This window comes from Brevundimonas denitrificans (genome assembly GCF_030160755.1).
In the GTDB taxonomy this organism is placed as follows: domain Bacteria; phylum Pseudomonadota; class Alphaproteobacteria; order Caulobacterales; family Caulobacteraceae; genus Brevundimonas; species Brevundimonas denitrificans.
Window position 1 is genome coordinate 1 of the sequence record NZ_BSOY01000086.1, and the last position, 8,561, is coordinate 8,561.

Genomic DNA, 8,561 nt, shown 5'->3' on the forward strand with positions numbered 1-8,561 from the left:
AGACCCCGCTCAGCCAGCTGAACGCCCGCGCCCAGACCCTGGCCCGTCAGTCCGCCGCCGAGGTCGCGGCCCGCATCAACGCGGCGCAGGCGGAGGCCCAGGCCCGCGCCGCCACCGTCCAGACGGCGATGGTCGCCACGACCGGCGGCTGATTGCGGCGCTTCGCGTCGTGGCCATGCCGCAATCGAACGCCTATGTTGCGCCCGCATGAGTTCTGACCTTTCCCACGTCCGTCCGTGGCGCCATATCGAGCGCCGCAAGAGCCGTCAGATCATGGTCGGGTCGGTGCCCGTGGGCGGCGACGCGCCGATCACGGTCCAGTCGATGACCAATACGCCGACGTCCGACGCCGCGGCCACGCTGGAGCAGATCCGCCAGCTGGAGGAGGCCGGCGCCGACATCGTGCGCGTCTCCTGCCCCGACGAGGCCTCGACGACCGCCTTCCGGACCATCGCCCGCGAGTCGCGGGTGCCGCTCGTCGCCGACATCCATTTTCACTACAAGCGCGGCATCGAGGCCGCCGAGGCCGGCGCCGCCTGTCTGCGCATCAATCCCGGCAACATCGGCTCGGCCGACCGCGTCCGTGACGTCATCCAGGCCGCCCGCGACCACGGTTGCTCCATGCGCATCGGCGTCAACGCCGGCTCGCTGGAAAAGGAGCTGCTGGAAAAATACGGCGAGCCCTGTCCTGAGGCCATGGTCGAGTCCGCCCTCAACCACGCCCGCATCCTGCAGGACCACGACTTCCACGAGTTCAAGATCTCGGTGAAGGCCTCCGACCCCTTCCTGACCGTCGCCGCCTATCAGCAGCTGGCCGAAGCCATCGACTGCCCCCTGCACCTCGGCGTCACCGAGGCCGGGCCCCTGCGCTCCGGCACGATCAAGTCGGCCATCGGCATGGGCAACATGCTCTGGGCCGGGATCGGCGACACCATCCGCGTCAGCCTCGCCGCCGACCCCGTGGAGGAGATCAAGGTCGGCTTCGACATCCTCAAGTCGCTGGGCCTGCGCCATCGCGGGGTCAACATCATCGCCTGCCCCTCCTGCGCGCGTCAGGGCTTCAACGTGATCGAGACCGTCGGCATCCTCGAGGAGCGGCTGGCCCATGTGACCACGCCCATGTCGCTCTCGATCATCGGCTGCGTCGTCAACGGACCGGGCGAAGCTCTGTATACGGACGTCGGCTTCACCGGCGGCGGGGCCGGCTCGGGCATGGTCTATGTCAACGGCAAGATGGCCCACAAACAGCACAACGACGGCATGATCGACCACATCGTCGAACTGGTCGAAGCCAAGGCCGCCGAACTGGACGCTGCGCGAATGGCCGCGCTCCAAGCCGCCGAGTGAGCATGAAACTCTACATCACCGTCCCGTCCCCCTTCGCCCGCAAATGCCGGATCGTCGCCCGTGAGAAGGGGCTGATCGGCCGGATCGAGGAGATTGCGGTCGATCCCTACGCCAATGCGCCGGAGCTGCTGGCCTCCAATCCGGTCGTCCAGGTGCCGACCCTGATCGCGGAGGACGGCCTGCCGCTCAACGACAGCCCGGTGATCTGCGAATACCTCGACGCTCTGGGCGACGGCCCGCGGCTGCTGCCCGCCGACGGCCCGGAGCGCCTGCGCGTGCGCCGGCTCGAAACCCTGGGCAATCAGGCGTTGGAGATGGGCGTCAAGCTCCTGCTGGAACTGCGTCGTCCCGAGGACGAGCGGTCGCCGTCGTGGATCGCCCGCTGGACCGAAAACATGGCCCGGGCCCTCGATGCGCTGGAGGCCGCCCGCCCGGACCCGGCCCGGCTCGACATGGGCGTGATCACCGCCGGCGTCGCCGTGACCTGGATCGGCTTCCGGCATCCCGGGTTTGATCTGGCCGCCGGTCGACCCGGCCTGATCGCGCTTCAGACCGCTCTGGAGGCCCGGCCGAGCTTTGCGGAAACCCGGCCCGGATGAGTCGTTCCGGCAGGTCGTGCCCGGCCTTCGTCGTTCAGCCCAGCACGCCCGCCAGCTGCAGGCCTTGGAACCCCGCCAGGGCGAGCAGCAGCAGGCCGACCGCATAGGTCAGGATCTTCTTCGGCACGCGCTTGATGATGATTCCCGCGAACGGCGCCGCCAGCAGCCCGCCGGCCACCAGACCGCCCACCGCCGCCGCATGGTTCTCCAGCGCGCCCGCCTCGGCCCAGTGGCCGGTCACCAGGGCCCAGACGAACGTCGCGCTGATGGCCACGGTCAGGAAGAATTCGGCCGTGTTGACCGTCCCGATGGCGCGGCGCGGTTCCTGTCCCGCCGCCACCAGGGTCGATGACACCGTGGCCCCCCACCCCCCGCCGCCGACGGCGTCCAGAAACCCGCCGACGGCGCCCGTCGGCCCCATCACCCAGGATTTCAGGCGGCGGGGTTTGATGTCATGGCCGGCGCGCCAGACGATGTAGACGCCCATCACGCCGAGATAGGCGACGATGAACGGCTTGATGACGTCGCCCTCGATCCCGGTCAGGACATAGGCGCCGAGGCAACCGCCGATCACCCCGGCGATGGCCAATGGCAGCAACAGTCGCCAGTCCACGTTCCGGTGCCAGATGTGGCTGCTGGCCGAAGCTGCGGTGGTGAACACCTCCGCGCCGTGCACGCTGGCCGACGCCATCGCCGGGGGCACGCCAAGGGCCAGCAGGACCGAGGACGATATCACGCCGTAGGCCATGCCCAAGGCCCCATCGACCGCCTGGGCCAGGGCTCCGACCACGAAGAACAGCAGGAAGGTTTCCATTCAGTCCGATCTGAAACAGCAAGGCTCGCCGAAAGCAAAGCCCTGTCCGAACATTGGTTGCGCGGTCAGGCCGCCACCCCGCCGCTGTCGACCGCCCGCGCGATCGCCGCCAGCACGTCCCGACGGCCATAGGGCTTGAGCACCAGGGCGGTCGCCAGCCGCGCATGGCGCGCCGCTGCGGCGACATCGCCCGACAGGAACATCACCGGAATCCCCCATGTGTCCTTCAGCGTCCGCGCCAGGGCGACGCCGTCTCCATGTCCGGCCAGGTTGATGTCGACGAGGGCGAGGTCGACCGCGTGAAGGCCCGCCGCCGCAGCGGCCGCCGCCGGGTCCTGAAAGGGGCCCACCACGCCGTGCCCGGCCTCGACCAGCACCTCCATCAGGTCCGCCGCCATGACCGGATCATCCTCGACCACCATGATCGCCAGGGGCGGCGTGATCGGGATCCGGCCGTCGTCCGTCTCACGAGCCGGGTCCGCCTGCCGCGTCAGCACCGCGCGCAGGTCGCGCCACACCTCGGCCGGCGGCCGGTCGGCGTCGAGGTCGAAGATCCGCGCCATGGCGTCCAGATCGGTCCGGGCTTCGACCGACACGCCCGTGGGAGGATGATCCAGCAGTCCGTCGTACAGGGCTCTCAACCGGGCCAGCTCGGCCCCTTCATCGCGCTTCGTCGTCAGCGTTCCGTCAAACATGGGCCCTCCAGTCTCCCGGTCAGCTGGGGTCCGTCTTCCTGGGGCGAAACCCGACTGACGGCCTTGTGAGGCCCGGTCACGATCACGCCATCGCCGCGCCGCATCGACAGGGCGGCGTCCGGCGGAGTAAACACCGCCTCCCGTTTTGAAGAGGCGCTTCCCCCTTGCGACTGCCCCAGGCCCGGCTCGATCAGGTGCTCGATCGCTTCCACCAGGTGGAGGCGCGCATGGGCGCGGCCAGCGACGGTCAGGAGATCGTGCGTCTTTCGAAAGAGCATGCGGAGATGAAGCCCATCGCCGACGCCGTCATGGCGCTGGCGAAGACGCGGGCTGAGATGGCCGACCTCGAGGCCATGGCGGCGGATCCCGAAATGGCCGAGATGGCCGCCGACGAACTGCAGACGCTCAAGGAAACCCTGCCCGATATGGAGCGGGACGTCGCCCTGCTGCTGGCCCCGCGCGACGCGGACGAGAACGCCTCGGCCGTGCTGGAAGTCCGCGCCGGCACCGGCGGCGACGAGGCCGCCCTGTTCGCCGGCGACCTGTTCCGCATGTATTCCCGCTACGCCGCCAACCGGGGCTGGAAGGTCGAGGTCGACTCGGCCACCGAGGGCGAGGCCGGCGGCTACAAGGAGATCATCGCCACCGTCACCGGCGACGGCGTCTTCGGCCGGCTGAAGTTCGAAAGCGGCGTCCACCGCGTCCAGCGCGTCCCGACCACCGAGGCCGGCGGCCGCATCCACACCTCGGCCGCCACCGTCGCCGTCCTGCCCGAGGTCGAAGACGTCGAGATCGACATCCAGGACAAGGACATCCGCATCGACACCTTCCGCGCCTCCGGTTCGGGCGGCCAGCACGTCAACAAGACCGATTCCGCCGTGCGCATCACCCACTTCCCCTCGGGGATCGTGGTGACCTCCTCGGAGAAGTCGCAGCACGTCAACCGCGACAAGGCGATGAAGAACCTGCGCGTCCGCCTCTACGACATGCAGCGCCAGATGAAGGACAACGCCCGCTCCGACGCCCGCAAGTCCCAGGTCGGTTCGGGCGACCGCTCGGAACGCATCCGCACCTACAACTTCCCGCAGGGCCGTGTGACCGACCACCGCATCGGCCTGACCCTGCACAGCCTGCCGCAGATTCTCGAGGGCGACATCGACCCCCTGCTGAACGCCCTGATCGCCGAGGACCAGGCCGCGCGGCTGGCGGATCTTGAGGCGGAGTTCGGCTAAAGGTTTTCCGGGTCCTTGCGGGCCCGCCGCCGCAGCAGCCGGTCCGACAACGCCTCCGCGTGCTTCAGTGTGAACGCCAGCGCCGCCGGCGAACCGCGCTTCGGTCCGACGGTATCCGCCACCACCGCGCCCCGCTCGCCGATCGCCAGCGGTTCGCCCGTGGTGGTGTCGATCGCCGTCTGGTGCTCGATCTCGGCGTTCAGTTCGGCGCCCATGATGATGATCTGCACGCTCAGCCACGTCCACAGCAGGAAGCCCATCATCGCCGCCAGCGGCCCATAGTAGGCCGTGCGCACGAAGGTCTGCAGATACCAGCTGAACACCAGCGACAGGACCAGGCTCAACAGGGCGGCGAAGATCGCGCCGGGCGTCAGCCAGCGCCAGCGCGCCTTCTGCCGGCAGGGCCCGAGGCGATAGATCAGCGTCAAGGCCGCGCCATAGACCAGCAGAAGCGCGGGCCAGCGGAAGGGGGCCAGATAGCTCCATTCGGCCGCCCAGCCGAACACCCCCAGCGCCAGCGGCACGCCCACGATCAGGCCCGCCGTTATCAGGATCGAAGCCAGTCCCCCGACGGTGAAGGCCATGCACATCAGGTTGTATTTCACGATGTGGCGCTTCTCGACCTCGTGATAGGCGACGTTCAGGCCGTAAAAGAGGACCTTGATCGCGCCGTTCGCGGTCCACAGGGACAGGGCCAGGGTCCAGATCAGGGTGAAGGTCAGCTGGGTGTTGGAGTTCTCGGCCAGCCGCTGCATCTCGCCCGACAGGAACTGCGCCACCCCCGGCGGCATCACCGAATACAGGAAGGACACGCGGGCGGCGGCGTCGGTCGGATCGGCGAACAGGCCGTAGACGGTCACGAAGGCCGCCAGGGTCGGGAACAGCGAAAGCATGACGAAGAAGGTCACGCCCCCCGCGAGGAAGCCCACCCGATCCCCGAAATAGGACATGCCCAGCCGCCAGAAGATGTCGACCCAGCCCTTGTGCGGAATATGTTCCGGCCGCTGCGCCAGTCGGCCGCGTCCCGGCTCGCGGGCCTCGAAATCCTCGGGCGTCGGCGGCGCCGGCGGGACGGGCAGGGGCCGGTGTGGCCGCAGCTCAAGGCCGAATTTGTGTCCGCGGGTGTAGACCAGATGCGCCGCGCCGGCGCCGGCGGCCAGACCGCCCGCGATGGCGCCGATCACTCCCCAGGGACCGATCCCTCCGGCCTTTTTCGACTGTCCCTGCATTCCCGCCACAACGGCTCCTCAGGCGGCTGTGTTCCGCCGCTTGCACAGGGGGCCACGCTCCGGCACGAAACGCCATGGCCGAGACAGCAATTCCTTCAGCCGCCGGTGTGGTGACCGCCCTGTGGCGCCATCCGGTCAAGGGATTCACGCCCGAGCCCCTTGCCTCCGCCCTGTTGCCGACGGGCGGCTGGTTCCCCGGCGACCGGATGTTCGCGGTCGAGGACGGCCCCTCGGGTTTCGACCGCGCCGCGCCCGAACATCTGCCCAAGCAGAAATTCACGGTGCTGATGCGAACCGCCGAGGTCGCCGGCGTCCACACCCGCTGGGATGAGGCGGCCCGCACCCTCCATGTCGCGGCCGCGGGGCATGAGGACCTCGCCGTGGCCGTCGACGACGCCGACAGCCGCGTCGCCTTCGAGCGCTGGCTCGCCGTCGTCCTCGGCGACGCCGTCACCGGCCCGCTGCGGCTGGTCTCGGCCGAGGGCCTCGATCACCGCTTCATGGATCATCCGCTGGGCCGCATCTCCCTGCTCAACCTCGCCAGCGTCCGGGACTTCGAGGCCCGCGTCGGCCGCCCGGTCGATCCGCGCCGCTTCAGGGCCAATGTCTGGGTCGAGGGCTGGCCCGCCTGGATCGAGAACGACGGCGCCGACCGGGACCTGACCCTCGGCGAGGCGCGCCTGCGCGGGGTCAAACCCATCGTCCGCTGCGCCGCCACCCATGTGGACCCCGACACGGCCGAGCGCGATTTCGATCTGGTCCCGGCGCTGTTCGAACAGTATGGCCACCGCTGGTGCGGCCTGTATGCGACCCTCGCCGCGGGCGGAACGGTGCGTGTCGGCGACCGCGTGGAGATGACATGACCCAGACCCCCAGTCCGACCCTCGTCTCCGCCTGGAAGGCCGCGACCGCCACGCTCAAGGCCGGCCGCATCGACAGCCCCTCGATCGACGCCCGCCTGCTGCTCGAGGTCGCCACGGGCGCGACCCGCACCGACATCCTGACCGACCCCTATCGCGTGGTGACCGACGACCAGCAGGCCGCGCTGGACGTCTTCGTCGAACGCCGCCTGCGCCGCGAACCCGTCTCGCGCATCCTCGGCAAGAAGGGCTTCTGGAAGATCATGCTGAACGTCACCCCCGACGTCCTCAGCCCCCGCCCGGACACCGAGGCCATCCTCGACGTCGTCATGCTGGCCTTCCCGCCGCACAAGGCCTTCGAAATGATCGATCTCGGCACCGGCTCCGGCGCCATCCTGCTGGCCACACTCGCCGAGCGATTCGGCGCCCGCGGCGTCGGCACCGACATTTCGTCCGAGGCCCTGGCCGTGGCGAAGGAGAACGCCGCCAACCTCGAACTCGACAATCGCGCCACCTTCCTGCGCACCGAATGGGCCGCGGGCTTCGGCGACGCCAGCTTCGACCTCGTCGTCTCCAACCCGCCCTATATCCCGTCCGGCGACATCCCCGGCCTCGACCCTGAGGTCCGCGACCACGATCCGCTTCTGGCGCTCGACGGCGGTCCGGACGGCCTGACCGCCTATCGCGAACTGGCCCCCGAGATCCGCCGCATCCTCCGCCCCGAAGGGGTCTTCGCTGTCGAGATCGGCTGGGACCAGGGCCCGCAGGTCAAGGCCCTGTTCGAGGCCGCGGGCTTCGAGCACGTCATCATCGTCAAGGACCTGTCCGACCGCGACCGCGTCATCACCAACGGCCCGGACCCGCGCACCAATCCCATTCCGAAGATGTAGGCGGCCCCAAAACAAACCCCTTGGAAACGGCCCCATGCCGCGCTAAGTCTTCGCTGTCTCCCACCCAAAACGCACGCCTTGGACCGCTTCAGGCCCATCCTCGCGCGCCCGGGACAGTGACGGTCGGGCCAGTCGCCCGGCGGACCACGGGGCCGACAACGGATTTCCGATCACATCGTCAGCGGGGATTGGCCTCGCGCGAGACGGAACGACGACACGGACAGACCCAGGCGCATGGCGCGTCGGGCGGTCCCTCATACAAAGCACGGTAGCGTCCGATGAGAGATTTCAAGGGCATGAAGCGTCAGCGCGGACGCAACAGGAAGCCCGGCGGCGGCCAGGGCAACAGCAACGCCAACGCCACCAATCCGAACCGTTCCTGGGACTCGCAAGGGCCCGAGAACATCAAGGTCCGCGGCAACGCCCAGACCGTTTATGAACGCTATATGCAGCTGGCGCGCGACGCCTCGGCCGCCGGCGACCGCGTCCTGGCCGAGAACTACACCCAGCACGCCGAACACTATTTCCGCGTCCTGCGCGCCCTCCAGCCCTCGCGTCCCGTGTCCGAGATCGCCCAGCGCGAACTGGCCGGCCAGGGCTTCGACATCGATTTCGAGGACGAGACCGGCGCCCAGGCCGCCGCCATCATGGCCGCCGAAAAGGTCGAGGCCGACCGCCTCGCCCAGATCGAGGCCCGCCAGCGCGAGGCCGAGGAACGCCAGAACGACCGCCCCAACGATCGTCAGGGCGAACAGCCCCGCCGCGAATGGCGCGACCGCGACGACCAGCCGCGGCAGGACCGCGAACCGCGCGAGCCCCGTGAACCGCGCGCCGAGGGCGAGGGCGGCTTCAACGCCGACGGCAGCCGCCGCGAGACCCGCCGCGAGCGCTGGGA

9 protein-coding genes are annotated in these 8,561 nt (G+C 69.4%); 6 read left to right on the forward strand and 3 right to left on the reverse strand.

The window, feature by feature from the left end; all coding sequences use genetic code 11:
- The first annotated feature begins 207 nt into the window (after nt 1-207).
- Both ispG and QQJ79_RS13875 read left to right on the forward strand, forming a co-directional pair.
- The gene (gene ispG, locus QQJ79_RS13870; RefSeq protein WP_284223510.1) at nt 208-1,347 is read left to right on the forward strand and encodes a flavodoxin-dependent (E)-4-hydroxy-3-methylbut-2-enyl-diphosphate synthase; all 1,140 of its coding nucleotides are present in this window, start codon (nt 208-210) and stop codon (nt 1,345-1,347) included.
- A 2-nt stretch (nt 1,348-1,349) separates the two neighbouring features.
- Nucleotides 1,350-1,946 carry a glutathione S-transferase N-terminal domain-containing protein gene (locus tag QQJ79_RS13875; RefSeq protein ID WP_284223511.1) on the forward strand — a complete coding sequence of 199 codons (597 nt, stop codon included), beginning with the start codon at nt 1,350-1,352 and terminating at the stop codon, nt 1,944-1,946.
- A 34-nt stretch (nt 1,947-1,980) separates the two neighbouring features.
- On the opposite strand, the gene QQJ79_RS13880 is transcribed toward QQJ79_RS13875, so the two are convergent.
- Nucleotides 1,981-2,760: a sulfite exporter TauE/SafE family protein gene (locus tag QQJ79_RS13880; protein WP_284223512.1), complete on the reverse strand. Its 780-nt coding sequence runs from the start codon at nt 2,758-2,760 to the stop codon at nt 1,981-1,983.
- Nucleotides 2,761-2,825: 65 nt separating this feature from the next.
- Nucleotides 2,826-3,455, reverse strand: coding sequence for a response regulator (locus QQJ79_RS13885; protein ID WP_284223513.1), 630 nt, complete (start codon nt 3,453-3,455; stop codon nt 2,826-2,828).
- 164 nt (nt 3,456-3,619) lie between these two features.
- On the opposite strand from QQJ79_RS13885, the gene prfA reads away from it, so the two are divergent.
- Nucleotides 3,620-4,687 carry a peptide chain release factor 1 gene (prfA, locus tag QQJ79_RS13890; protein WP_284223514.1) on the forward strand — a complete coding sequence of 356 codons (1,068 nt, stop codon included), beginning with the start codon at nt 3,620-3,622 and terminating at the stop codon, nt 4,685-4,687.
- On the opposite strand, the gene QQJ79_RS13895 is transcribed toward prfA, so the two are convergent.
- Nucleotides 4,684-5,916: a YihY/virulence factor BrkB family protein gene (locus QQJ79_RS13895; RefSeq protein WP_284223515.1), complete on the reverse strand. Its 1,233-nt coding sequence runs from the start codon at nt 5,914-5,916 to the stop codon at nt 4,684-4,686. The two genes, prfA and QQJ79_RS13895, sit on opposite strands and share 4 nt — an antisense overlap.
- A gap of 74 nt (nt 5,917-5,990) precedes the next feature.
- On the opposite strand from QQJ79_RS13895, the gene QQJ79_RS13900 reads away from it, so the two are divergent.
- The 3 genes from QQJ79_RS13900 to QQJ79_RS13910 all read left to right on the forward strand — a co-directional run.
- A complete protein-coding gene (locus QQJ79_RS13900; protein WP_284223516.1) occupies nt 5,991-6,779 on the forward strand; it encodes an MOSC domain-containing protein in 789 nt (262 codons plus the stop codon).
- Complete coding sequence (prmC, locus tag QQJ79_RS13905) at nt 6,776-7,666, forward strand: peptide chain release factor N(5)-glutamine methyltransferase (RefSeq protein WP_284223517.1); 891 nt, start codon at nt 6,776-6,778, stop codon at nt 7,664-7,666. The genes QQJ79_RS13900 and prmC overlap by 4 nt, the downstream gene beginning before the upstream one ends.
- Nucleotides 7,667-7,944: 278 nt before the next feature.
- A partial coding sequence (locus tag QQJ79_RS13910) for a DUF4167 domain-containing protein (RefSeq protein ID WP_284223518.1) occupies nt 7,945-8,561 on the forward strand: 617 nt, incomplete at its 3' end.

Excerpts from the sequence above, each read along its gene's own strand:
- ispG (WP_284223510.1), top strand. The coding sequence starts at position 208 with ATGAGTTCTGACCTTTCCCACGTCCGTCCGTGGCGCCATATCGAGCGC.
- QQJ79_RS13885 (WP_284223513.1), bottom strand. The coding sequence starts at position 3,455 with ATGTTTGACGGAACGCTGACGACGAAGCGCGATGAAGGGGCCGAGCTG.
- prmC (WP_284223517.1), top strand. The coding sequence starts at position 6,776 with ATGACCCAGACCCCCAGTCCGACCCTCGTCTCCGCCTGGAAGGCCGCG.
- QQJ79_RS13880 (WP_284223512.1), bottom strand. The coding sequence starts at position 2,760 with ATGGAAACCTTCCTGCTGTTCTTCGTGGTCGGAGCCCTGGCCCAGGCG.
- QQJ79_RS13900 (WP_284223516.1), top strand. The coding sequence starts at position 5,991 with ATGGCCGAGACAGCAATTCCTTCAGCCGCCGGTGTGGTGACCGCCCTG.
- QQJ79_RS13895 (WP_284223515.1), bottom strand. The coding sequence starts at position 5,916 with ATGCAGGGACAGTCGAAAAAGGCCGGAGGGATCGGTCCCTGGGGAGTG.
- QQJ79_RS13875 (WP_284223511.1), top strand. The coding sequence starts at position 1,350 with ATGAAACTCTACATCACCGTCCCGTCCCCCTTCGCCCGCAAATGCCGG.